32 protein-coding genes are annotated in these 22,595 nt (G+C 59.3%); 22 read left to right on the top strand and 10 right to left on the bottom strand.

The features are described 5' to 3' along the window. Positions 1–108: 108 nt before the first annotated feature. Genes AB7008_RS15285 through AB7008_RS15265 form a run of 5 tightly spaced genes read right to left on the bottom strand, consistent with a single transcriptional unit; the run spans position 109 to position 4,864 of the window. Positions 109–1,212 carry a branched-chain amino acid ABC transporter permease gene (locus AB7008_RS15285; RefSeq protein ID WP_052435660.1) on the bottom strand — a complete coding sequence of 368 codons (1,104 nt, stop codon included), beginning with the start codon at positions 1,210–1,212 and terminating at the stop codon, positions 109–111. A gap of 8 nt (positions 1,213–1,220) precedes the next feature. Continuing rightward, positions 1,221–2,090 carry a branched-chain amino acid ABC transporter permease gene (locus AB7008_RS15280; protein WP_264621389.1) on the bottom strand — a complete coding sequence of 290 codons (870 nt, stop codon included), beginning with the start codon at positions 2,088–2,090 and terminating at the stop codon, positions 1,221–1,223. A gap of 4 nt (positions 2,091–2,094) precedes the next feature. Further along, on the bottom strand, positions 2,095–2,793 hold the full coding sequence (locus tag AB7008_RS15275; protein ID WP_028156538.1) for an ABC transporter ATP-binding protein: 699 nt from the start codon (positions 2,791–2,793) through the stop codon (positions 2,095–2,097). Between the two features lie 3 nt (positions 2,794–2,796). Next, the gene (locus AB7008_RS15270; protein ID WP_028156537.1) at positions 2,797–3,513 is read right to left on the bottom strand and encodes an ABC transporter ATP-binding protein; all 717 of its coding nucleotides are present in this window, start codon (positions 3,511–3,513) and stop codon (positions 2,797–2,799) included. Positions 3,514–3,535: 22 nt separating this feature from the next. Continuing rightward, a complete protein-coding gene (locus AB7008_RS15265) occupies positions 3,536–4,864 on the bottom strand; it encodes an ABC transporter substrate-binding protein (RefSeq protein ID WP_041958844.1) in 1,329 nt (442 codons plus the stop codon). 134 nt (positions 4,865–4,998) lie between these two features. Here AB7008_RS15265 and AB7008_RS15260 point away from each other — a divergent pair, with 134 nt between their 5' ends. The 10 genes from AB7008_RS15260 to AB7008_RS15215 all read left to right on the top strand — a co-directional run bounded on the left by AB7008_RS15260 (position 4,999) and on the right by AB7008_RS15215 (position 12,637). Then, the gene (locus tag AB7008_RS15260) at positions 4,999–5,787 is read left to right on the top strand and encodes an IclR family transcriptional regulator domain-containing protein (protein WP_028156535.1); all 789 of its coding nucleotides are present in this window, start codon (positions 4,999–5,001) and stop codon (positions 5,785–5,787) included. A gap of 116 nt (positions 5,788–5,903) precedes the next feature. Then, positions 5,904–7,493, top strand: a complete 1,590-nt coding sequence (locus tag AB7008_RS15255) for a 4-hydroxyphenylacetate 3-hydroxylase N-terminal domain-containing protein (RefSeq protein WP_304493172.1) — start codon at positions 5,904–5,906, stop codon at positions 7,491–7,493. Between the two features lie 5 nt (positions 7,494–7,498). Continuing rightward, positions 7,499–7,987: a flavin reductase family protein gene (locus AB7008_RS15250; RefSeq protein ID WP_028156534.1), complete on the top strand. Its 489-nt coding sequence runs from the start codon at positions 7,499–7,501 to the stop codon at positions 7,985–7,987. 1,024 nt (positions 7,988–9,011) lie between these two features. After that, on the top strand, positions 9,012–9,257 hold the full coding sequence (locus AB7008_RS15245) for a type II toxin-antitoxin system HicB family antitoxin (RefSeq protein WP_441259001.1): 246 nt from the start codon (positions 9,012–9,014) through the stop codon (positions 9,255–9,257). 107 nt (positions 9,258–9,364) lie between these two features. Then, positions 9,365–9,793, top strand: coding sequence for a hypothetical protein (locus AB7008_RS15240; RefSeq protein ID WP_441259000.1), 429 nt, complete (start codon positions 9,365–9,367; stop codon positions 9,791–9,793). Continuing rightward, positions 9,793–10,809 carry a tail fiber protein gene (locus AB7008_RS15235; RefSeq protein WP_441258999.1) on the top strand — a complete coding sequence of 339 codons (1,017 nt, stop codon included), beginning with the start codon at positions 9,793–9,795 and terminating at the stop codon, positions 10,807–10,809. Before AB7008_RS15240 ends, AB7008_RS15235 begins: the two co-directional genes overlap by 1 nt. Before the next feature lie 6 nt (positions 10,810–10,815). Next, complete coding sequence (locus tag AB7008_RS15230; RefSeq protein WP_441258998.1) at positions 10,816–11,265, top strand: DUF5681 domain-containing protein; 450 nt, start codon at positions 10,816–10,818, stop codon at positions 11,263–11,265. Continuing rightward, positions 11,253–11,468, top strand: a complete 216-nt coding sequence (locus tag AB7008_RS15225) for a hypothetical protein (protein WP_441258997.1) — start codon at positions 11,253–11,255, stop codon at positions 11,466–11,468. The genes AB7008_RS15230 and AB7008_RS15225 overlap by 13 nt, the downstream gene beginning before the upstream one ends. A gap of 92 nt (positions 11,469–11,560) precedes the next feature. Beyond that, on the top strand, positions 11,561–12,034 hold the full coding sequence (locus tag AB7008_RS15220) for a CC0125/CC1285 family lipoprotein (RefSeq protein WP_441258996.1): 474 nt from the start codon (positions 11,561–11,563) through the stop codon (positions 12,032–12,034). A gap of 12 nt (positions 12,035–12,046) precedes the next feature. Then, positions 12,047–12,637: a hypothetical protein gene (locus AB7008_RS15215; RefSeq protein ID WP_441258995.1), complete on the top strand. Its 591-nt coding sequence runs from the start codon at positions 12,047–12,049 to the stop codon at positions 12,635–12,637. A 6-nt stretch (positions 12,638–12,643) separates the two neighbouring features. On the opposite strand, the gene AB7008_RS15210 is transcribed toward AB7008_RS15215, so the two are convergent. Beyond that, positions 12,644–12,859, bottom strand: coding sequence for a ribbon-helix-helix domain-containing protein (locus AB7008_RS15210; RefSeq protein WP_441258994.1), 216 nt, complete (start codon positions 12,857–12,859; stop codon positions 12,644–12,646). Between the two features lie 206 nt (positions 12,860–13,065). Here AB7008_RS15210 and AB7008_RS15205 point away from each other — a divergent pair, with 206 nt between their 5' ends. From AB7008_RS15205 to AB7008_RS15175, 7 genes are all read left to right on the top strand, one after another. Continuing rightward, entirely contained in the window at positions 13,066–14,001 is a 936-nt protein-coding gene (locus tag AB7008_RS15205; protein ID WP_441258993.1) for a site-specific integrase, read from the top strand. Between the two features lie 61 nt (positions 14,002–14,062). After that, the gene (locus tag AB7008_RS15200) at positions 14,063–14,611 is read left to right on the top strand and encodes a DUF4258 domain-containing protein (RefSeq protein ID WP_441258992.1); all 549 of its coding nucleotides are present in this window, start codon (positions 14,063–14,065) and stop codon (positions 14,609–14,611) included. Positions 14,612–14,624: 13 nt separating this feature from the next. Then, on the top strand, positions 14,625–15,104 hold the full coding sequence (locus tag AB7008_RS15195; protein WP_441258991.1) for a helix-turn-helix domain-containing protein: 480 nt from the start codon (positions 14,625–14,627) through the stop codon (positions 15,102–15,104). Positions 15,105–15,442: 338 nt separating this feature from the next. Beyond that, a complete protein-coding gene (locus AB7008_RS15190) occupies positions 15,443–15,628 on the top strand; it encodes a YjzC family protein (protein ID WP_441258990.1) in 186 nt (61 codons plus the stop codon). A gap of 9 nt (positions 15,629–15,637) precedes the next feature. Then, complete coding sequence (locus AB7008_RS15185) at positions 15,638–15,889, top strand: hypothetical protein (protein ID WP_441258989.1); 252 nt, start codon at positions 15,638–15,640, stop codon at positions 15,887–15,889. 358 nt (positions 15,890–16,247) lie between these two features. Then, positions 16,248–17,144 carry a 3'-5' exonuclease gene (locus AB7008_RS15180; RefSeq protein WP_441258988.1) on the top strand — a complete coding sequence of 299 codons (897 nt, stop codon included), beginning with the start codon at positions 16,248–16,250 and terminating at the stop codon, positions 17,142–17,144. A gap of 97 nt (positions 17,145–17,241) precedes the next feature. Further along, entirely contained in the window at positions 17,242–18,036 is a 795-nt protein-coding gene (locus AB7008_RS15175; protein ID WP_441258987.1) for an FkbM family methyltransferase, read from the top strand. 163 nt (positions 18,037–18,199) lie between these two features. On the opposite strand, the gene AB7008_RS15170 is transcribed toward AB7008_RS15175, so the two are convergent. The 3 genes from AB7008_RS15170 to AB7008_RS15160 form a co-directional block, all read right to left on the bottom strand. After that, complete coding sequence (locus AB7008_RS15170; protein ID WP_441258986.1) at positions 18,200–19,780, bottom strand: recombinase family protein; 1,581 nt, start codon at positions 19,778–19,780, stop codon at positions 18,200–18,202. A 70-nt stretch (positions 19,781–19,850) separates the two neighbouring features. Then, positions 19,851–20,069, bottom strand: coding sequence for a hypothetical protein (locus tag AB7008_RS15165; protein WP_264621283.1), 219 nt, complete (start codon positions 20,067–20,069; stop codon positions 19,851–19,853). 98 nt (positions 20,070–20,167) lie between these two features. Continuing rightward, positions 20,168–20,410 carry a hypothetical protein gene (locus AB7008_RS15160; protein WP_441258985.1) on the bottom strand — a complete coding sequence of 81 codons (243 nt, stop codon included), beginning with the start codon at positions 20,408–20,410 and terminating at the stop codon, positions 20,168–20,170. Between the two features lie 249 nt (positions 20,411–20,659). On the opposite strand from AB7008_RS15160, the gene AB7008_RS15155 reads away from it, so the two are divergent. The 5 genes from AB7008_RS15155 to AB7008_RS15135 all read left to right on the top strand — a co-directional run bounded on the left by AB7008_RS15155 (position 20,660) and on the right by AB7008_RS15135 (position 21,939). After that, positions 20,660–20,914, top strand: a complete 255-nt coding sequence (locus tag AB7008_RS15155; RefSeq protein ID WP_441258984.1) for a hypothetical protein — start codon at positions 20,660–20,662, stop codon at positions 20,912–20,914. A gap of 43 nt (positions 20,915–20,957) precedes the next feature. Beyond that, the gene (locus tag AB7008_RS15150; protein WP_441258983.1) at positions 20,958–21,230 is read left to right on the top strand and encodes a hypothetical protein; all 273 of its coding nucleotides are present in this window, start codon (positions 20,958–20,960) and stop codon (positions 21,228–21,230) included. A 139-nt stretch (positions 21,231–21,369) separates the two neighbouring features. Beyond that, a complete protein-coding gene (locus AB7008_RS15145; RefSeq protein WP_441258982.1) occupies positions 21,370–21,495 on the top strand; it encodes a hypothetical protein in 126 nt (41 codons plus the stop codon). After that, positions 21,492–21,773 (top strand): hypothetical protein, encoded by a 282-nt coding sequence (locus tag AB7008_RS15140; RefSeq protein WP_441258981.1) that lies wholly within the window; start codon positions 21,492–21,494, stop codon positions 21,771–21,773. The genes AB7008_RS15145 and AB7008_RS15140 overlap by 4 nt, the downstream gene beginning before the upstream one ends. Positions 21,774–21,783: 10 nt before the next feature. Then, complete coding sequence (locus AB7008_RS15135; protein ID WP_441258980.1) at positions 21,784–21,939, top strand: hypothetical protein; 156 nt, start codon at positions 21,784–21,786, stop codon at positions 21,937–21,939. 51 nt (positions 21,940–21,990) lie between these two features. Here AB7008_RS15135 and AB7008_RS15130 read toward each other — a convergent pair whose 3' ends face one another. Beyond that, a complete protein-coding gene (locus AB7008_RS15130; RefSeq protein ID WP_441258979.1) occupies positions 21,991–22,200 on the bottom strand; it encodes a hypothetical protein in 210 nt (69 codons plus the stop codon). Positions 22,201–22,595 lie beyond the last annotated feature (395 nt).

The following is a 22,595-nucleotide window of genomic DNA, read 5'->3' as shown; positions in this document are numbered from 1 at the left end:
TCCGCTCGGCTGCCCCACGAGCGTGCTCAGCCTCCTCAAAGCGCCAATACGTCACCGCGAAACCCGTCCAGAGTAACGACGCAGGGCTCATGTCACGAGGCCTAGATCTCATCCATCGCCTGCCAGGCCTTTCACCTCGTCTTTCTCTTTATCAATGATGAGTCGCCGCCGTATTGGAAACAGCGTCAGGTTATAGCGCTCGGCCATCGGGCCCCAGAGGCCTCTGGGGGCGAAGAGCATGACAACAACTCCCAGCACGCCCAATAGAACGAGATACCAAGCACCAAAATCGGCGAGATAGCGCTGCATCAGGTAGAAAACGATCGCGCCAATGATCGGGCCTTCGATGGTCCCGATGCCACCGATCACCGTGATGAAGATGACATAAGCGGTCCAGTCGAGCACCGAGAAGGCAGCGTCGGGCGAGATGCGTGCCTTCTGGAGATAGATCAGCGCGCCGATCATGCCAGTCATAGCTGCGGTGGCGACATAGACAGCGAGCTTGATGCGGTTGATGTCGACGCCGAGGCTCGCAGCGGCTGTCTCACGGTCGCGGATCGCACCCAGCGCCAGGCCTTGGCGCGAGCGCAGCAGGAGATAGACGAAGGCGAGCGTGCCGACCACCAACGCCAGCGCCAGCCAGTAGGATACGATGTCGCGTGCGGCTGGCGTGCGCACATCAAGGAGCGTCTTGACCCACTCGATCCCAGGTACGGACGAGGTGATGGATGGGGTGAGCGATGTTCCGGTGCCCCCACCGAGTGCCTTCACTTGCGCGAAAACGAGACGGTAGACTTCGGCCACGACCCAGGTGCCGATCGCGAAATAGGCGCCACGCAGGCGGAAGACGATCAGCGCCGTCGGCAAGGCCAGCGCCGCCGACACCATGCCCGCGACTGGTATCGCGAGCAGCGGGTTGACGCCGGCCACGAGCGTCACCGCGAACAGGACGTAGCCGCCTAATCCGACGAACGCCTGCTGACCGACCGAGATCAGTCCGGCATAACCCGCAAGCAGGTTCCAGCATTGCGCCAACGCCAGCATGTAGAACAGGAAGATCAGATCCTGGATGAGATTGCGGCCAGCAAAGGTCGGCAGCAGCACGAGCACGAGAAGGACAATGCAGGCGATGGCCGCGGCCGGGCGCGACACGCCGTCCGCGGTCGCGATGCGAAAGATCCACTTCGGTTTAGCCGCACCGGCATCGATCATTCTGTGCCTCAATCGATCGCGCGCGGAAATAGGCCGCGCGGCCTGACCACCAGCACCACGAGGAATGCGAGGTGTCCCGACAGGATCTGCCATTCCGGATCGATGCGCGCGCCGATGGTCTGGGCGAGGCCGAGGATGATGCCGCCAGCAAGCGTGCCCCAGAAGCTACCGAGCCCGCCAATGATCACGGCCTCGAAGGCATACAGCAGTCGCGCCGGACCGATGGTGGGATCGAAATTCGCCCGCAGGCCAAGATAGAGTGCCGCGATCGCGATCACGACGAACGCGATGCCCATAGCTATCGCGAACGTGCGGTTGACGTCGATCCCCATGAGCTGCGCGACATCGAGATCGTCAGACGTCGCGCGAAAGGCCCGGCCGATCGACGTCCGATAGAAGATGAAGTTGAGAACCACGATCACGGCGATCGCGAAGACCAGCGTCAGCAGCGGAACGACGCCCACGGCGATGTCCCCGCCCAGTGACACCGAGGCGGTTTCGATCGCACCGGAACGCAGGCGGCGGCTGTCAGCCGAGAACATCTGCAATAGCCCGTTCTGGATAATGATCGACAGACCGAAGGTGACGAGCAGCGGCGGCAGGAGGTCGCGTCCAAGTGTCCGATTCAACAGCACGTGCTGAAGGCCGAAGCCGATCGCAAACAGGATCGGGGCTGCGAGGAGAACCGCGACGAACGGATCGATGCCGAGTTTCTCCGTCACCAACAGAATAACAAAGGCGGCGAGCACGATGAGGTCACCATGGGCAAGATTGACCAGCCGCATCACGCCGAACATCAGCGAGAGCCCGGTTGCGAACAGCGCATAGAGGCCGCCTAGCAGAATTCCCTGGATGATCGCGTCGAGAAGGCCGGTCATCGTATCAACCGAAATAAGCGCGGTGAATCTGATCGCGCGAAAGCTCGCCGGGGCGGCCTTCGAGCGAGACGCGCCCCTCCTGGAAGCAGAAGACGCGATCGGCAGCCTTCATCGCCTGTGCGATGTCCTGCTCGACCAGCACGACGCTGGTGCCCTCGGCCTTGATCTGCGGAAGTGCGGCGTAGATGTCAGCGATGACGATTGGCGCGAGCCCGAGACTGATCTCGTCGCACAGGAGCACGCGGGGATTGGACATCAGGGCGCGGCCGATCGCGGCCATCTGCTGCTGGCCGCCCGAAAGGATCGGTGCGGCCGAAGCCCGCCGCTCCTTCAGGATCGGGAACAGGCCATAGACTCGATCGAGCGTCCAGGGTCCTGGAAGCTTGCGGCCGTGGCCGCCGATCAGAAGGTTCTCTTCCACGGTCAGCGAGGGAAACAGCCGTCGTCCCTCGGGCACCAGCGCAACTCCGAGCTTGACGATGTCGGCGGCACGCTTCGCCCCGATCGGATGGCCGTCGAGCAGCACGCTGTCCGGGCGAGACGGAATGAGGCCGGCGATCGCCTTCAGGAAGGTCGACTTGCCCGCACCGTTCGCACCGATGATGGCGATAGTCTCTCCGGCATCGAAGCTGAGATCGATGCCGTAAAGTGCCTGGAAGTCGCCGTAGAAGGCCGTGAGATTGTGTGTCCTGAGCAACAGCATGGGTCATGCCTCGATGCCGATATAGATCTGGTGCACATCGGGCCGCTGCATGACCTCCTTCGGCGGACCTTCCGCGATCTTGCGTCCGAAATTGAGCACGACGAGGCGATCGATGACGGCAAACAAGGCGTGCACGACGTGCTCGATCCACAGGATCGCAACACCGGACTTGCGGATCTGGCCGACCGTCGCGACGAGCTCGGCGCATTCGCCCTCGGTCAATCCGCCGGCGATTTCGTCGAGGAGCAGAAGCCGGGGGGCGCTGGCGAGCGCGCGGGCCATTTCCAGCCGCTTGCGCTCGAGCAATGTCAGGGAGCCCGCGAGCACGTTCGCGCGCTTGAGCAGACCGAGCTGGTCGAGAATCTCGCCGCAGGCTTGCGCGGCCTCGCGCTCAGTCTTGCGCCGGCCGTGAACCGCGCCGACCAGAAGATTTTCGAACACAGTGAGGTTCTCGAACGGCTGCGGAATCTGGTGTGTGCGACCGATACCGGCGCGGCAGCGCCCCTGCGGCGGCAGGCCCGAGAGATCGCGTCCGTCGAAGCGCATGCGACCGGCGCTCGGCGACAAGCCGCCGGCGATCAGGTTGAAGAGCGTGGTCTTGCCGGCGCCGTTGGGCCCGATGATGCCGACGGCCTCGGAATGCGCGATCGTCAGGTCTAGATCGTCGGCTACGACGATCGCCCCGAAGCTCTTTCTGAGGCCGGCGATTTCCAACAGCATTGGTCTTCAGCACGCCGCGCGATCAGGCAATCGGCTCCATCTTGTCGCCGACGGGAATTGCCGGCGCCGTCCTGTTGTCGGTAATGACGATATCATACTTGCCGTTCTTGAATCTCCACTGACCGCCGACGAGCGGCGTCTTGGCGACATTCTTGGCAGCAAAGGGCGGGAGGCTCGCAGAGCCCCATTGCAGCTTGCCGACGACGGTGTCGAGATTGGTGGCGGCGATCGTTGCGGCGATCGCCTTTCCGTCGCGATCAGGGGCGCGTTTCAGGACATCGACGGCGACTTCGAACAATGCGTGGACGAAGCCGATCGGCTGGGTCCATTGCTTCTTGGTGGCGCTTTCATAGGCTCCGGCGAGGTCCTTCGCGTTCACCCCAGTGAGTGAGGACTTGAAGGGATGGTTCGGCGTCCACCAGACTTCGGAAGACAGGTTGTGACCGTCCTTACCAAGTGCCTCGACGGCGACCGGAAACAGGATCGCCTTGCCGATCGATGCGACCTTGGGTTTGAAGCCCTGCTGCAATGACTGCTTCCAGAACGTAGTGAAATCCGGCGGCAGCACTACACCGGTGACGATCTCGCAATTGGCTGACTTGAACGCCCCGATCTGCGCGGAGAAATTGTCGGTGAGATTCTGGTAGCGGCCTGGGTCTGTCAGCTTGTAGCCGCCTTTATCGAGTGCGGGCGGGAATCCTACCACCTTGTCGCCCCAGGCGTTGCCGTCACCATCGTTGGGAAACAACCCGCCGACGGACTTATTGGTCGCGACCTGGCTCCACATGTTGGTGAAGACGGCGATGACGTCCTCGAGACCCCAAAAGAAGTGATAGGTGTAGTTGAAACCCTTCCACGCCGGCGGCCCGCCACCGGGATTCTCCTGACGACCGATGAACCAGGGTTGCCAGGGCGCGACAGTGGAGATGCACGGCACCTCCTCGATCTCGCATTGGGTTGAGACTGGATTGGTGGTCTCCGGCGTCGATGCCACCAGCATGAGATCGATCTTGTCCTGAACGATCAGATCCTTGGCGACCTCTGCGGCCCTGTTCGGATTGGACTGGCTGTCCTTGACGATCACCTCGACCGGGATCGTCGCGTTGCCGACCTTGATGCCGGCCTTGGTGGCCTCCTTGAAATTGGCGAGGATGAAATTGTCGGCTTCGGCAAAGGCGGCGAGCGGGCCGGTGAGTGGCGAGACGTAGCCGAGCTTGATCGCGCGTGTCTGGGCGATTGCCGGCGACCTCAACCCGACAGAGAGTGCGGCCCCGGTCGCGGCCGAGTATTTCAGGAGCGTGCGGCGGTTGATGGAATGACGATCAGCCAAGCTGAACCTGCTGCGAGTCATCTGCGCGTCCTCCCCTTTGGATGCGCCGGATTCTCAGTGTGATTTGACACACCGGCCGACGTTCGATATTCGAACATATGTTCGTAATTCGACCAGTGTCTTCTAGCACTCAAACGGAGTCAACAGGCCGCCTCATGACGCAGGCATCAGAGCGCCACAAGGCAGGTCCGGACGACAAAGAGTTCATGACCACGCTGGCCAAGGGGCTGGCTGTGCTTGGAGCCTTCGGTCGTCAGCGCCCGACCATGACCCTGTCGGAGGCCGCCGCCGTCGCCGATCTGTCGCGCGCCACTGCGCGCCGGGTGCTCCGCACACTGACCCTGCTTGGTTATGTCGTGCAGGACGGTCGCACGTTTGCGTTGTCACCGCAGATCCTGGATCTCGGCTTCGCCTATTTGTCGACGCAAAGCTGGATCGATCGCGCCCTGCCTCTGATGCGCGAGCTCAGCGAACGGCTCGGCGAATCCTGCTCGGCCGCGATCCTCCAGGACGCAGACATTGTCTATGTCGCACGCGTGCCGGCGCGGCGCATCATGTCGGCAGCATTGTCGGTCGGAAGCCGGCTGCCCGCGCTGCACACGGCATTGGGGCGCGTTCTGTTCGGCTATCTCGACGAGGCGGAGATCTGGCGACGGCTGAAGTCGCAGCGGATCGAGGCTTACACGCCGCAGACCATCACCGACCTGCAAGCGTTGTTCGACCGTATCCGCGCCGACCGCGCGCAAAGATTCTCGATCGTCGACGAGGAGCTCGAGCGCGGTCTGCGCGCGCTTGCCGTGCCGGTGCTCGATCGTAGCGGTCAGATCGTCGGCGCCATCAATCTCTCGACGCACTCGACACGAACGACCCGCAACGAAATGCGTGAGCATTTCCTGCCTGAACTCAACCGCATCAGCGAGCAGATCTCGTCGATGACCGTCTGAGGCGTACGCAACGGCCTCTCGACCCTTGCCATTCAGGAGGAGCAGCCCTATCGTCACGCCAAGTTCGAAATACGGACAATCGTTCGATTATCGAACAAATTATGGGAGATCGCACGATGGCAGGCAAGGCGCAGGGCGTCGGGGCCGTTCCGCCGGAGCACACCGGCAACGTCAAAGTCACGCGTCCGCAAAACGGCGCGGAATACCTGGACTCGCTGCGCGACGATCGCGCCGTCTACATTTACGGGGCGCGGGTGAAAGATGTCACCACGCATCCCGCCTTTCGCAATACCGCGCGCATGGTGGCTCGCCTCTACGACGCGCTTCACGATGACAAGCACAAGGACAAGCTCCTGCTGCCGACGGACACCGGCAATGGCAGCACGACGCACGCCTTCTTCAAGGCGCCGAAATCGATGCAGGATCTGATCGCCGGGCGTGATGCGATCGCGGAATGGGCCAAGATGACCTATGGGTGGATGGGCCGAGCACCCGACTACAAGGCCGCATTCCTCGCGACGCTGGGCGCGAACTCCGATTTCTACGACCCGTATCAGGACAACGCCACACGCTGGTACAAATTTAGCCAGGAGCGCGTGCCCTTCATCAATCATGCGATCATCCATCCGCCGGTCGATCGCGACCGCCCGCCGAACGAGGTCGCCGACGTCTGCTGCCATGTCGAGAAGGAGACCGACGCTGGGCTAATCGTTTCGGGAGCCAAGGTTGTAGCGACCGGATCGGCGCTGACGAACTACACCTTCGTCGCGCATCACGGCTTGATTCCACTCCAGGACAAGAAGTTCGCGGCAGTATTCATGGTGCCGACCAACGCGCCTGGCGTGAAGTTCATCTGCCGCACGTCCTACGAGATGAGCGCGAGCGTGATGGGCAGCCCTTTCGACTATCCGATCTCGAGCCGGCTCGACGAGAATGATGCCGTGTTCATCATGGACAAGGTGCTGGTGCCCTGGGAGAACGTTTTCGTCTATGGCGACATCGAGAAGGCAAATAATTTCTTCCCGCGCACCGGCTTCCTCCCGCGCTTCGTCGTGCATGGCTGCACGCGCCTAGCCGTCAAGCTCGACTTCATCAGCGGGCTACTGCTCAAGGCAACGGAGGCAGCCGGCACCAAAGACTATCGTGGCGTTCAGGCTAATGTGGGCGAAGTGATCGCCTGGCGAAACCTATTCTGGAGCCTGTCGGACGCGATGGTTCGGGATCCCAAGCCGTGGATCGGCGATCATGTTCTGCCGAACATGGATCCCGGCAACGCCTACCAGATCATCGCCACCATGGCCTACACCAAGGTGAAGTATCTGATCGAGCAGACGGTCGCTTCCGGCCTGATCTATCTCAACAGTCATTCCAGCGACTTCAAGAACGCCGAGATCCGCCCCTACCTCGATCGCTATTTGCGCGGCTCCAACGGTTACAAGGCCGAGGAGCGGGTGAAGCTGCTCAAACTGTTATGGGACTGCATCGGCAGCGAGTTTGGCGGTCGTCACGAGCTCTACGAGATCAACTATGGCGGCTCGACTGAGGAGATACGCCGCTACTGCCTGTTCGGTGCTCAAGCCTCTGGCAACGCCGACCGCTTCAAGGGTTTTGCGGAGGACTGCATGGCTGAATACGACCTCGACGGCTGGAAGGTGCCGGATCTCACCGATCCTGGCGAGCTCAGTTATCACATGTTGCGAAAGTGAGATCGATGTTGAGCAGTTCCGCCATCGATTCCAAACGCTTCCGGTCGATGATGGGAACATTTCCGACCGGAGTCGCCATCATTGCGACCGAATGGAATGGCGAGCTGTTCGGCGCGACGATCAATTCGTTGACATCGGTCTCGCTCGCCCCCTGCATGCTGCTGTTCTGCATGAACGAGGGGAGCACAACGGGAGCCGCCATCCGGCAGCGCGGCCTGTTCTCTGTAAACATTCTCGGCGAGCATCAATCCGATCTATCTCACCGTTTTACCAGAGAGTTGAAAGATCGCTTCGAGGATCTCGCTCTGGCGTTCAGCGCGGACGGATTGCCGTTGCTGCAAGGAGCCGCGGCCAGGCTCTGCTGCCGCGTTGCCACCATTCATAAGGCAGGCGATCACGACATCGTTCTTGGCGAAGTGCTCTCGGGCGAAGAGTCCGTTTGCAGCCCTCTCGTGTTTCACAAAGGTAACTATGGGAGCTTTCGGCGCACGTGAGATACCCCTCTAGAACTAGGTTTTGCCGCCAAACCGTACTCGACTCGTCGACCTGGATGCGCGCTTGCGCCCGAAACTGATCCTGGTCAGGCAGCTAACGACATCGCTGGTCTTTCGGCGAGCGCACTTCTCACCCCCGATGTGTCCCGATCGCCTACGCCAAGGAAACAATGCAGCGAGCGCTGGCTGCGACTCGCAAGCGGCATGCGCATCTGTTGGCACAGAAGCAATTCGAACAACGAGACACCGCTGCAGCTGTAGAAGATCAGACTGGCGGCGACGGCGTCGCGCGCCAGCACGCTTCATAACTGCGTCCGACGTTCAACTACCGGGGCAATCGCTCGCGACATTGCTGGGCTGGCTGTAGGTAACGCGCACTGATCTGCGCGGGTCACGCGCCGCGCTGATATCGGAAGTCACCAGCAGACTAAGTCGGGCGATAGAGCATTGAGGCGCGCGCAACTAACGCCGCATCTCGTGCATCGGCGAAGGTAGGAAACGAAAGCAGCACAGAATTTCCAAATGACGGAGCAAACGAATTTCCAAATGCGCTCAAAAAGCACACGAGAACAAAGCTCTTTCAATAGCAAATTCATGGGCTTGGGGTGGCTGGGGCGGGAGGGATCGAACCTCCGAATGGCGGAATCAAAATCCGCTTACTTCCGCAATAATATCATTAGCCATTCTGAACTTTCCAGTTCTGTTCTCTCATTGAAAGCATTGGGGGATTGCGCGCGTTCAGAATGAAACGCGGAGAACGAGACACCCAGACATCATGATCGACGCCCAGGGCGCTGCGGATTGTCGCGTCCCTTGCGCTTCAGCACGGTTGCTTAGCTGAAACCATCAGACACGCCTTGGCGAGGTCCGGTGGTAGCGCCGGACCTTTAGCGACCTTGTTGAGGCTAGTAGGAGATAAGTGAGGAGCGCTCCATGGAGGGCCGACGGCACTCCTTCAAGAGGCCCCATTGCCTGTATAATAAACACAGGCTAGTGAGCTTCCTCGAATCGTCAGGAGGATCAAGTGAGTATCTCGACTGAGTACGCTGTCACGATCCAACCCCTTCCTGCCGCTGATGGGGGCGGGTTTGTCGCCGTTGTGCGTGATTTGCCGGGCTGCATGTCGGACGGGGAAACCCCGCAAGAGGCTCTGACAAATGCTCAGGACGCTATCGCGTGCTGGATCGAGGCCGCTCATAAAGTCGGCCGCTCGGTTCCAGAGCCGACGCCGGCAGACCTCTTTGAGTCCGAACTTCGCGTGATCACTTAAAAGCCCTCGTCCAGCGTTTTTATCAAAGCGACCCAAACTGCGCTCTTACAAATCGCTAGTCGGCTGGTGACAAGCTCCTCCCATGCAAATCGCATGTGAGAGGAAACATGGACGCTTCCGTCAAATTTGAGCAGCTGGTGCAGTTTCGGGTGCCGACCCACATGTCGGCAGCCATCGACCAGGCCGCCAAGCAGAAATGCCAATCGAAGTCCGACTACGTCCGTCAGTCGGTTGTCCGGCAGCTGGAGGCAGATGGAATTACGATACCGGGCGCCGCTGCCGATGCCGGCGCACTTTACGACCGCCTGACCGACGGCAAGCAGCGCTATGCACTCATCGTCGGCGACGACATTGCGGGCATCTCCTACCACGACGCGAAGCCAGAGGATGGCCGAAACTGGATTCCGGTCGTGCACGTCGATAGCGAGCCGTTTGACGTGGCGCGCCATTGGCGGCTCGCTCCGGTCTACGCAATCGAGGCCGGTCGAGTGGTTTGTACCTATCCCGTGGTCGCGAAATCGCTGGAGCATGCCTGATGCCCAGCGGCTTTTATACTTGGTCCGAAACGGCAGCGAACAACGGTAGCGCTGATAGCGCGATCAATTTTGCAGAAGGCATGTCGCCATCAGGCTTGAACGATTCCGGTCGCATGGTGATGGCCGTGCTTCGCCGATGGGGGAGCGATACCGCCGGCGGCATCGTCACGAGCGGCACTTCCACGGCCTACGCCCTGACCTCGCACCAAGGATTCACGTCCAAGGCCTTGATGGACGGCGCGGAGATTGCGTTCACCGTCCACGCGACAAACGGGCCAGCTGCAACGCTGAACGTGGACGGGCTTGGCGCGGACACGATCATCGTCGACACATCTTCCGGCGCCACGCCCGTGCCGCCCGGCACCTTGATTGCCGGAGGCGTTTATTCTGCGGTCTACTTCAATTCTGGAAATAACTGGCGGCTGAAGGACTTCTACCAACTTCCGTTCACGGTGCCGATCGGCGGTATGATTGACTATTTCGGAACGACCGCCCCTTCGAGCAACTTCGTCTTTCCGTTTGGCCAGGCCATCTCGCGAACGCAGTATGCGACCTGCTTCGCCTTGTTTGGGACGACCTATGGGACAGGCGACGGCACGACGACGTTCAACATCCCGGATATTCGTGGGCGCGTCGTTGCCGGCAAAGACGATATGGGCGGCTCCGCGGCTAATCGATTGACGGCATCGGTTACCGGCGTTCCGAATGGCGCAGTGCTCGGGGGTGTGGGGGGCACGCAGGACCACACGCTTACGACGGCTCAACTTGCGTCGCATAGCCACGCCAACACCCTGACTGATCCCGGCCACTCTCACCAAGAAAAGGCCGCGGGCGGTGGTGTCGTCACTAGCAACATTGTCTTCGCGCAGGGCGATAATGGCAACTCGGGATCTAATCAAAGTACAGTTGCAGCCGTCACCGGCATCACCATCAACAACGCCTCGGCTGGTAGCGGCAACGCTCACAACAACACGCAGCCCACGATCATCGCGAACAAGCTGATCAGGATCATCTAGCGGTACATGACTGACAGCTCTGAAAATACAGGCCCGAAGCAGGATACCCGGTTCCAGCCGGGCCAGTCCGGCAATCCGAGAGGTCGCCCGAGAGGTTCGCGAAACCAGACCACGCTCGCGGTCGAGGCGCTTCTTGACGGTGAGGCGGAGACCTTGACGAGAAAGGCGATCGAATTGGCTACAGGGGGAGATATTCAGGCTCTCCGCATCTGCCTGGATCGGCTTTGCCCGCCTCGCCGTGAGGCTACGGTGCCTTTCGAGTTGCCAAAGATCGAAACCGCCGCCGATGCAGTCAAGGCCATGGCCGCAATCGTGACGGCTGTTGCCGATGGTGATCTAACGCCCGGTGAGGCACAGGCTATTTCCGCCCTGGTGCAGAGCTTCTCGAAGACCATCGAAACCGCAGACTTGGAAGCCCGCATTGCGAAATTGGAGCGCGCCACATGCCCAGTATGATCGAGAACAGGTTGAACAAGCTGGAGCAGGCCCGAGGGCCGGTCCGCACATCCGATGTGCATCGGGTGATCGGCGATAGCGAAAGCGAGTGCCTAGCCATGATCGAGAGCCTCGTTACGTCAGGCCGCGCAATCGAAAGCGACATCTTCATTGCGAGGGTGATCATCTCGCCGAGCGGCCTTTCCCGTGATACCGCGGCCTGAGTCCCGGCCTCGCACCCCATCTAATTGCTTAGTAGAGCCTATTGATCTCGCCTGCTGGTTGCGGTTGATTACCGTCAGGGACAGGGGGGGCGATGCGTATTTTACGATGCTTGGTGATGTTGGCCGTTTTGGGCGGCTGTTCCACCAAATACCAAGAGATGGGCTTTACCGGCGGCGTCGCCGCTCAGCAGATCACCGCGGATACGTGGCGAATCCAGTCTCGAGGAAACGCCTATACAGGCGCGGCGACCGTCCAAGACTATATTCTGTTAAAGGCGGCTGAGACCACACAATCCGCCGGCGGATCACATTTCCAAATCGTCAGCGCAGCCGACGCCAGTCGAGCCTCGACATTTGTCACGCCAGGTACCAGCACAACGACCCTCGTCGGGAATCAGGCCTTCACTACCACTTCGCCGGGCAGCGTCGATACCGTGATCAAGCCGGGTCAGGACGTGTATGTCCGGGTCCTGAAGCTGCCGCCCACGACACCGCCTGCGCCGGGTCTGTACTCGGCAGCCGAGATCATTCAGTTCGTCGGATCACGAGTTCAGCGACCGACTTGAGGGGATTTCGGTATGGCTGCATCGATCCTCAGACTATTCCTCGTGCTCTTATTCTTGATGCCAGCTTGCTGGGGAAGCGCGTTCGCTCAAAGCTGCCGGGAGGCAACGATCCAGCATCCCGTGCCTTTCATGGGAAACAACGATGAGGTTTTTCGGCTGGACGATGGCTCCATCTGGAAGGTGCAATACGAGTACGAATACCTATACGAGTACTATCCTCGTGTGATGGTGTGCGCCGGCCAAGGGAAGTTGGTGATTGGAAAAAAGGTCCTGAGCGTTGTTGAGCTCTTCTCAGGGCCTCCGAGCCGGCGCTCAGGGCCTGCCCCCGCGCCGATGAGGACCCCGAACCAGATCATCGTTGTCGCCGCCCAGTCGGGTTGCCGAGACTACTTCGTGGCTGATGGCCCGACAGGATTCTATCTTCTTGAGTGGTACGGCGGATACTCCCCCTCAGCAGGAGACATCATTCTTGGGGATATGAGCGGCTACGGCTTCAAAGACGTCCTATATCAAAGGAATGGCGCTTCGGGGCGCGTCTACGTAGACGACTACATGCTCTCCCGTGCCAGGGCGATCGAGAAATACGCTGAAAAGTGCAACTGAGAGCGCTCATTCGAGAAGTGGGTTTTCGACGTTCGGTCGCTTACCGCTTTTCTTGAGCAGATCATTGAAGGCTTCGACCGCCAGGGCATTTAGGGTCCTCTCCTGCTCAACCGCCAGAACCTTTAATGCCTTCCAACCTTCGGCATTTATGCGAACCAGGACCGATTTGAATGCTCCGGGATCGCGAGCACGTGGCCCCGTCGTCTTTGGCTTGCGTCCCATGAGACCCTTCCCGTTGATTATGTAGCCAACCCAGTCTGGCGCAGCGAATCGAGGCAAACCTACAACACCGACAGCCCGCGATCTGATTAGGATCATTTTGTGATTGCACGATATCATGCAATGGTGTTTACTTCCGATAATGTTTCTTCTCGGAAGTAACGGAACCCAAGCAATGACTACGCTTCCAGCGCTTGCCGCCGCCGCCAATGTCCCCGCCCCCCCTCGCCCCCGAGCTGGCTGCCGCCGTCGAATACGCCAAGGCCGAAAAGGCGCCGGCTACGCGCAAGGCCTACGGGACCGACTTCCGACTATTCCGCGCCTGGTGCGACGAGAAGCAAGCCCGCGCGCTCCCGGCCTCGCCGGAGACGGTGGCGGCCTATCTGGTGCGCGGTGTGGAAGAAGGAGCCAAGGCTTCCACGCTCGGCCGGCGCCTCGCAGCCATCCGCTACGCGCACAAGCTGGCGTCCCTCCCCACCCCGACCGACTCAGAAGCCGTCAAGGCCACGCTCCGCGGCATCCGCCGCGCCATTGGAGCAGCCAAGGTCAAGAAGGCGCCGGCAGTCACCACTCGGATAAAGGCCATGGTAGCCACGTGCCCCGCCGCGATAACCGGCAAGCGGGACCGGGCTTTGCTGCTGCTTGGGTTCGGCGGCGCGTTCCGCCGCTCCGAGCTCGTCGCGCTCAACGTTGAGCATATCGAGGAGACGCCGGAGGGGTTGCTGGTGCTCATTGCCAAGTCCAAGACGGACCAGGAAGCCGAGGGAGCGACTATCGCCGTGGCCCGGGGGTCGTCCTCCGAGACGTGCCCGGTCGTGGCGGTACGCGAATGGCTCGACGCTGCCGGCATCGAGGCTGGCCCGGTGTTTCGTCCGATAAATAAGGCGGGCGCTGTCAGCGCCGAACGTTTGACCGATCGATCGGTCGCAAACATCGTGAAGGCCTATGCAGGCCGTGCCGGGCTCGACGAAAGTCTTTTCTCGGGGCACTCGCTGCGCCGTGGTTTCCTGACTTCCGCCGCGGCCGCCGGCAAGTCCATTTTTCGGATGAAGGACGTGAGCCGCCACAAGTCCGTGGAGACGTTGAGCGGCTACATTCAGGAAGCGGAACTTTTCAAGGATCATGCGGGACACGGGCTTTTATAGCGTCGTGCGCGGCGGCGGCGCGGGGCAGGCTGGAAGCCGAAGGAGGACCCAGAGGGGAGGCATGCAGCCCCTAAAATACGCTGTTTTGCGTTTACCGGCCGTACTGCACGTTCCTAAAGCTGTCACATTGTCGCGAATTTATCGTTTCCAGGAACGATCCCCCAAAGGATGTGTTGACAGCGCAGTAACCTATAATATTTATACGTATATGCATGAACCGGATGAGAAGCCAAAGCGACCGACGAAGGCAGAGCCGGAGCATCGGGCCCGTCGTTCGGCCGAAGTTGTATCGATCCGGCGGCCATTCCCGCCAGCGAAACAACCGGATCGTCTCAACGACGCCGACGCGCTTAAGCTTATCCGTATGCTCGCTGGCGACAGTAATAACATTGTCGTCATCAAGCACGCTCAAAAGCGCCGTGTTCAGCGAAATATTACGCGCCCTCAGATTGAGCGGTGCATTCAGAAAGGAACTATCACAGAAGGTCCCTTCGTCAACGCGCAAGGCAACTGGCAAGTCAATCTGTCGCGGTTTACGGCCGGTGAGCAAATCACCTGCGTGGTCGCGATTGACTGGCCGGCGCGATTGATCGTCGTCACCACCTTCTGAGGAGGAGCAGTCCATGTCAAAGATGAAACATCACTACACGGAAAGCGGCCTCGACAATATCTATCTCGCGGACGGCTTTACGGTCCATAAGACGCCGTACGGCGAAGGCGTATCGATTCAGAATACCGCCGGTCTGCACAAGGCCATCGGTAAACATCTGATCGCGCGCCCGATCCCTCTCAATGGGGCCGAGCTGCGATTCCTGCGTACGGAGATGGAGCTCACCCAACGAGATCTCGCCGGCATCATCGGCGCGACCGAGCAAACCCTTCGGCTATGGGAAAAGAACAGGGGCAAGCTGATTCCTGGCACAGCTGATAGACTCCTCCGCGCTCTCTATTCAGAGTTCGTCGGCGGTGACGTTCACATCAGAAAGATGCTTGAGCGCCTCGCGGATCTCGATCGACTGGAAAACGGGCCTACCTGCTTCAAGAAAAACAACAGCAGCTGGAAGCCATTACACGTGCCGCAACTTGAGCAGATGCAAGCGTAGACCAGGTTTACGTGGTTACGAATTTAACTGTGGAAGTGTTTAAGGGCCCGTTTTCGGGCCCTTTTTTTCCGTCCACGGCCGGCTAACGGCCGCCTCCAAACATTTTGCCGTTTGGCAGCCTTGAAACCTTCTCGAACCTATAATATTTATAGGTCAGCGGGCGAGCTCTTAACGAGATGTGGCGCCCGAACGACGAAGCCGCCAGGTGATCAGACCTGACGGCTTCAAAAACCGCCCCATGTGGTCGAGAGCCGCCATGGGACAGGCCTAGTAAGGCGATCTGATATTCGTCAGATCGTTGCCCGCGGTCAATCCCGGCTCTCGGATAGGAGAGCCGTATGACTAAAATTTTCAAACCCGGTGAGGAAGCGCCCCGTTCGGGGCAGTACGAGCAAGTCGGGCCGCGCGGCGGTCGCACTGGCGAGGAGCGCACGGTTACCCGCGGCGAACCTCTACCCCCCACGCCCTCCTCCGGCATGGGATACGTCTTGGTCGACCCGACTAAGCACCGCACCGGTCGCTAGGAGGGCAGCATGTCTACTTGGGAAGTGGCACTTGTGCGCGAACAGGGAATTGAGTTTGGCGTGGTCGTAGTTCAGGATCATGTCCTCAACAATCCCAATGAGCGTGAAAGTCTGGTAAGCCTGTGGGCGTCCGAGTTAGGGCGCCCGATTGTGCTTATGGGTGGGCGTCACCACAAAACCTACGGCCGCAAGGATATCGTGGCTTGGCTGAGCGGGGTGCATCCCTCGCGGCTACCCTGGCGTAAGTTGACTCTCAACTAGAGCTGAAGCGGGGGGCCGGGTGAAATGCCCGGCCTTTCACTTTGATCCGAGAGCCTCTCGCTCTTCGAAGCGGAGCAGTCCTGAGCAGGTCGTTTGCGGACGCGGCCCCGGCCTGGCTCCTCACCGGCTACCAGATAGCAAGCCGCCACCTCGCACCGCCGAATTGCTCGCCCGAAGGTTGCACTTGAGCGCGTCACGCCTTATTGCTCAATGTTTCTGGAGGCGCCCGCGTGCGCTGGGGCATGGGCAATCAGGAAAGCGTCTACAGGCCACACGTTGATGGCTTACGAGCTATCGCGGTATCGCTGGTCGTTTTGTATCACGCCTAAGACTGACGGCCAAAGGATTCTAGTGTCCCATGCCTGAGAACGACCTAACCTTGGCCGCCATGGCCGAGATATTGGCCAAATCCGCCGATTATCGCGTCCTTCGACGCCTGGTGCGCCGCGAGCTTTCTGTTCCATCTGACCAGAAAACGACTAAGACCGGCATCCTTCTCGATGTCGAGACGACCGGCCTTGACCAGCGGAAGGACGAGGTCATTGAGCTAGGTATGGTCAAATTCGACTACTTACCGGATGGTCGTATTGCCGGCCTCAGAGACACCTTCACTTCGTTCAACGAGCCATCCACCCCGATTCCCCCGGAAGTGACCGCCCTCACCGGCATCACCGACGAGATGGTCGCCGGCCACCAAATTGACGAGGAAGCTGTCTCGCGGTTCGTGGATGACGCCGTGATCGTCATCGCGCACAACGCTGGGTTCGACCGCAAATTCGCGGAACGTTACTGGCCAGTTTTCCAACGCAAGGCTTGGGGATGCTCTGCAACGGAGGTCGAGTGGCGAAAGCACGGCTTTGAAGGCTCTCGCCTGGGCTATCTCTTGAACGGTGCCGGCTTCTTTCACCAGGCCCATAGGGCGGTCGACGATTGCCACGCACTGCTCGAATTGCTCGCGTTCCAACTGCCCACGACTGGCACATCGGCGCTTTCTGTTCTGCTGGAGCAAGCGCGAAAGAAGACGATGCGCGTGTGGGCGGAGCAATCGCCCTTCGATCTCAAAGACGCCCTGAAACGACGCGGCTACCGATGGTGCGATGGAAGCGACGGCAGGCCTCGGTCCTGGTTCATCGACATCGATGAAAGCAAGCTGGACGACGAAGTCACTTTTCTCAAGACTGAGATTTACCTTAGGGACGTAGAGCCGCGCTTGCAGATCTTGACGGCATTCGACCGCTTTTCGATCAGGACCTAGGCTAGGAGCGCGCGAAGCAAATTGCTGCGTCGCAACTAAGATGATCTATTGAGGCGAACAACCCTGAGGAGTACCGTAACCTCGGGGGTTGTACTTGATGAATATTGAAGACGCACATTTTCTTGTCCGGTGTCTGCGTTACCGCTACCGCACAGAGAAGCTTCCGCTGAAGACGCTGATGCTCCTTAATCTGCAGGGGGCGACAGTTGTCGATATCGGCGCAAACAAAGGGATCTATTGCTTTTGGCTAGCCCGTGCGGTTGGCCAATCGGGCAAGGTGCTCGCCTTCGAACCCCAACCGGAGATGATCAACTACATTGAGAGCCGTAAGAAGTCCTTTGGGCTGAACAACGTCGAGACGATTGGAAGCGCATTATCTGATTGTCGTGGCGCTGCTCAACTAACTAGGCAGCGCGTCGGGGATGGAAGCGCGTCACTATGCTTGGAGCGAGGGAAGACAGGCGATGAAATGATATCAGTGCCGCTTGCGCCCCTCGATGACCTCGCCCTCCGAAACGTCAAGTTCATCAAGTGCGATGTTGAGGGGCACGAACTTGGCGTCTTCAATGGCGCTCGACGCTTGATCGAGACATCTCGTCCTGTGATCCAATTTGAGAGCCTAGCTGCGAATGCTCTCAATCTCTTCTCGTTCTTTGAACAACTCGGGTACCTTGGCACGATGTACTTGGGCAATCAGTACCTGCCGTATAGGGCCGGTTGGCAGGTTCCGCATCCCAAATTCGGGCTAGGCGGGCACCGCGACTTCCTTTTCTTTCCGGAGACCGCAATCGGATCTACGATTCCGCTTTCTTTATATCGACGGATTAGCTCTGCGGAAGCGCGCGTCCGCGGCGCTGCATTAATGACGCCAGAAGCACAGCCAGCGGACTGATACTAACACGCCCCTCTCTCGTGCCTGGCTTGGAGACGCGACCTTCTATCCTTGACAGGTTCTGTGCGAGGAAAGTGCAGAACAGGTCAATGTTGAAGAAATCGCCCTTGCTGGGTCGGAAGGTCGGATCGACGACTTGCGACGAGCTCCGCAGGCAGCGTTTTCATGTCAGTAGATCCGCGACTTTGGTCATGATGACCCGCAAGACGTCATCCATCGTGGGGCAGCGATAGGCCGCAAACCGAGATCGGGACGTCGCCGTGAGACCGATTACCTGTTTGGCCTCGTTCAGGGGCAAGAGGAAGTAGTCAACAACCTTCCGGTTTGTCTCCTTGTCCAATCGCAGCGCAAGAATAAGTCCGGCTGGCTCTATCCTCCGCCGATGAATCAACCAAGTCGGAACATGCCGCGCGCCTTGGTAGCGCGCCATCCGCAGCGAGATAGCTAACCTGCCAGCAACCGTCATCACTTCACTATCAGCATCAAAGACCGCGGCAACTCCCTGCGCTCTGATGCGAGCAACAAGAACTGACGCCTGCTTCGACAGTTCAGCGTCAGACCATTGTCGCGAGTCGATGTAATCGAAATCCTGCTCATAATTAATATATCCGACACGGCGAAAAGCTTCTCGTAGACTGCCGAATCGAAATGCATATAGCGCGGCGCTCGGCATGGCATCTGTAGCAGTTATGATCGAAGCACTTAGCTTTCCCTTCATCGCGAGCGTCTTTCGCAACTGCCTCAGCATCTGTTCATTCGACAACCTGCCGTATTGGTTTTGGTCCTTCGATAGCTCCTGAGCCTTAAGGAAGATGCTCTTGTCAACGATGGGCTCGAATATACCTGTAGCCCGAACCCATAGTTCGGGCGGATTCTTCCTCCTCACCTGCCTCAACCGCCACGACGTGCGATTATAGATGCAATTGCCAATGTAAGCTTCATTGGTCAGGATGTTGTGGATCATCCGTTCTGACCACGGCGTTCCTCGATTGTTTGGCACATGCTCGTTGTTTAGCCGGCGAGCGATAGATGCTCTGGATCGGCGATGAACAACGTACTCCCTGAAAACCTGCGCAACAACGCGCTGCTCGCTCTCCGGCCCGGGCTGGATCAGCACTCGATCTGTCTGCAAATGTTTGCGCTGGCCTTTCAGCAAGACACCCTTCGAACACCTATTTTCGTCGACTAGCTCGCGCTGGAGGCCATAACCCGGGACCCCACCCTGTCTGAAACCAAGGCTGGCAACGCGGCAAGCTCCCGCGTGCACCTTCATTGAGAGCTCTCTCGAGTATTCGGCAGCCATCACCCGCTTGATGTTCTTCACGATGCTCGCAATGACGCCTCCGTCGTTGTCGAACTCTTCAGCGCAGTAGCAAACCTTTATCCCAACCTGACGGCAGGTGAATTCGTAATAGGCGCTTTCATCGACGTCCTGGAATCTCCCCCATCGGCTCACGTCATAGACAAGGACATGATCGAAGTCCGCGCGACCGCTCCGGACATCGTCGATCAATTCGATCAAGCCCGCGCGGCGATCAATACTGAGGCCGCTCCGCCCCTCGTCTTTGTAAGTACGAACGATCATGAGATCATGCTGCGCCGCATAGACGGCGATGGCGGCGGCCTGGTTCTCGGTCGAATAGCGCTGATGGTCCGTCGACATCCGGACGTATTGAGCGGCGCGCCCTTCGGTCGTTGGCGACAACAAATCGGTCCGGGGTCGGACGATCAATGCATGGGACATGGCGTGCCTCCGCGAAGGAGATCATGAACCGCCGCTCGATCTTGCTCCCTAATACCTGCATCGTTCAAGCCTAGGGGAGCCAGGGAAAGCCATACTTCGCAATCCAGCCTAAGACGCTGGAACAAACGACCGACGCGAGGCCCGCCCACAGCCATGAGCGGCTTCGCACGGCGCTGATCGATCTTAGATATAGAAACGCCCCAAGCAAGGGACCGTAGTTTCTCCGGAAGTCGCCATTGAGCTTGGCAATCTTCGACAGTTCGGAAGACGTTTCGGCTTCATCAGCCATTGTGCTGGTCCTCTCTCGGTTAGAGCCAGCACCCTATGAACCACTGTTTTGCCCGACGGCACAAGCGAAATTTCGGGATATCGAAATTATTCTTGAACTCAATGCACGCACACCGCATCGATGTACTGGTCGCCCCCCGGGGAGTTCGACCGATTCGTAATTTTGAAAGCGCCGCCGCATTCCTTCTTCAGCAACTCAATGGCGTTCTGTTCGTTGATCGCATGGTTGATGCCGCCAGCGTAGTAGGTGATCTCGATATTGTCGCCTGTGTGATAGACGACTGACGCCTGTTTGAAGACCGTTGCTTGGATAAGAGGATTGTTGCCGCTGCTATCGGACATGCATCCTGCGAGTTGGCACGCAAAAATACCGCAAAGCAAAAGACCCCACCCCCTCATTTGATTCCTCCCCCGTTCGACAGCGATTAAGCAACAATTTGTCGGACTTGCAAAGTGCTCCCATCTCCTTCTGGTTGTTCGCCTCGTCCGCGCGGATTTGTCCACATCCCCTACCGGCAGGGCCTAGGGCTCGCTCCGCGCCTCAAGGGATTGATAATTTGACTCTCGCCTGCGCCGCGGTTCGATGGCGTCATGACCAAGGCAGAGAACAGAGCGGCGGCGAGAGCTTGGCACCAAGAGCGCATGCGTCAGCGCGCGGAGGAAGTGCGGGCCGAGGCGATAGCGGCCGATCTGGTCGAGCTCAGCCGGCTTCGCCACTACCTCATCTTCGGCAGAAAGGACCGCAGCGCGGATCGCGAGAAGCTTATGCAAGCCATTGACGACTACGTCGAAGAGATGACTGGCGATCGGACCAGGCTCCACGCCCAGAACCATAAGTGCGGGTGAAGCAGTTCGGCCTTGGGATGAAGAATCGGGTAAATCGATCTGCATGAACCTCACCGCCGAACGTGCCTTTGCCGCTCCTGAAGCCGCCGCCCGCAAACTGGTCGAGCTCGCGAAGACCATTGAAGCTGTCCAGGACGGCCGCATTCACATCGAAAAGCTCAATGCTCCGTTTCTTTACACGCTCAAGGCCACCGGCTCGGAGTTCGGCGCCGGCATCAAGCATGCAGTTGAGAAGGGCTGGCTCGAGCTGCACGAGAGCGGGACCTATGTCCGGCTGATCGGCACCACCGCAAAAGCGGCCCCAGCAAAAGACTAAGTTGCCGGGGCCGTTTGGAGGCTACCTTGGCGGTAATGGGGTCGCCAGGTGGTCAGGAGCATAGGAAAAACCGGCAATCAGTTCTGTCCGCTTTTGTACAAAGCGGTATAGTTCCAGATCGAGAACGGAACCGATCGCAATGAAAGACATGCAGGCTCAGTTGGAAAAGCTCCGCACGGATGCTGCCGAGTGCGCCTTGATCCTGGCCGACGAGGTTGAACGTGCCATTGCGACCGCGGGACCCGAGCTGAAGCGGAAGGAATGACGGAACGAGGCTGGCGCCGGCCTTTCGAGGCTCCGATCAGGATCGGCGATCGCGTACTAGTGACGCTACTCGACGCTGGCGAGTACATCGCCGCACTGCCGAAGAAAGAGCACGCCGCGCCGGAATGGCAAGCGGCAACGGACGCCTTGATCCTGGTGGCGGAAGGTGGCGGCCCCACAATGTTCGCTCGCATTGGGGTCGTGCGGGCACTGAACCGACACGACGTCCCAGAGTTTAACCCGAAGGGCAAAGAGCCTCATTGGGGCGGCGCAAGCTGAAGAGGGACCAATGACCGTCTTCGTATACGTGAACACTGCCAAACAGGTCAGCGATGCCGACCACATCAAGGTCTTTTCCACGGTCGAAGCAGCGGAAATGTGGTTCGAGGAGAACGATCCCGAGGGAGTGGCATTCGAGTACGACGTGATAGGCCCGCCAGCGTGAACCGGCGGGCCATTCAACTGCGGTATGAGCGCGGGACCGAAGCCTCGCGCCTCAGCCGCCCTCGCGCAGTCCCTGCTCGATCACTTTCAAACGTTTTCGGAGAGCGCGATCTAGGGCGCTGGCTTCTCTTGGCGCAATTCTACCGGTGGTAATATCGGACAGCATCCTGCCCTGAAACGTCGCGATCTGGTCTAACGTCATCTGCTCGATTTGAGCAATCCGCGCCTCAACGTCGGCATTTGCTTCCGCCCTGCTGCGCATGCGCTTGCTCCCCTGATGAGTCGCGATTTTGATTTTGGATCCCGGCGGCGCCGAAGCAAATGCCCGCGGCGCCGGAATTGTGGATAAGCTACCGCTTCAACCGGTGGGGGTGCGCCGCCGGCCGCTACCACCGCGCTTCTATCGGACGATCCGATCAAGACGGCAGCCCGTTATACAACCAAATATCTGATCTTTCATTTGGGTACCTACCCGGCAACCCCTAATGCAAGCGCGCACATCGTCGCCCCACACACGGCCCTTGGTTTGAGAACTCGAGATACATCGATTGTTGCATGCCTTGTCGTTATCGGGGCATTTGGACAAACACGCCGCAAGGCCAAGTCGCTCGCCTTCTGAAAATGTCGCTTCTTGGGCGGTTGCGAGCGTCGTCGTTG

The organism is Bradyrhizobium sp. 521_C7_N1_3 (assembly GCF_052075975.1).
GTDB classification, from domain to species: Bacteria; Pseudomonadota; Alphaproteobacteria; order Rhizobiales; family Xanthobacteraceae; genus Bradyrhizobium; species Bradyrhizobium japonicum.
The sequence above is the reverse complement of the archived record's forward strand: the minus strand, read 5'-3'. Positions and strand labels throughout refer to the sequence as shown.